Source organism: Mesorhizobium sp. M1E.F.Ca.ET.063.01.1.1 (genome assembly GCF_003998155.1).
GTDB lineage: Bacteria > Pseudomonadota > Alphaproteobacteria > Rhizobiales > Rhizobiaceae > Mesorhizobium.
In genome coordinates this window covers 1-403 of record NZ_RZSC01001724.1, presented here as the reverse complement: position 1 = coordinate 403, position 403 = coordinate 1, and the positions used below count along the sequence as shown (strand labels likewise).

At 61.8% G+C, this 403-nt stretch carries 1 protein-coding gene; it reads right to left on the bottom strand.

Going from position 1 to position 403, the window contains the following annotated elements:
* On the bottom strand, positions 1-354 hold a 354-nt coding region (locus tag EOA29_RS40600), incomplete at its 3' end, for a DUF3419 family protein (protein ID WP_127222617.1).
* Positions 355-403 lie beyond the last annotated feature (49 nt).

The window sequence follows — 403 nt, the reverse complement described above, 5'->3', positions numbered from 1 at the left end:
GTTCAGCGCGATATGGGCGGCGTTGAGGTCGACGGCGTCGATCCGTTCGGGCGAACGAGTGAGATATGCAAGGATGTTGCAGCCGCCCGAGGCGATGGTGACGATGCGGTGGCCGGCGCCGAGCTGCATGGCCTCCATGTCGACATCGGGGTCTTCCCAGATCTGCGGATAGACGAGGCCGGAAAACAGGAAGGCGAAGAGCCGCTCCGACATGCCGGCCTTCGACAGCGGGCGATTCTGGTAGACGGCTTTTCCAACTTCCTTGCCGCGGCGAAAAACCAGATCTCCGGAAACGTCCGTCATGGCAAGGTGATTCCCCGTTTGCTTTGGCGCAAGCGGGTAGCGCAGCGTTATGACAGGCCGGTGACAGACGGAGGCCTCGATAATTCTACTGCGGCGGTCC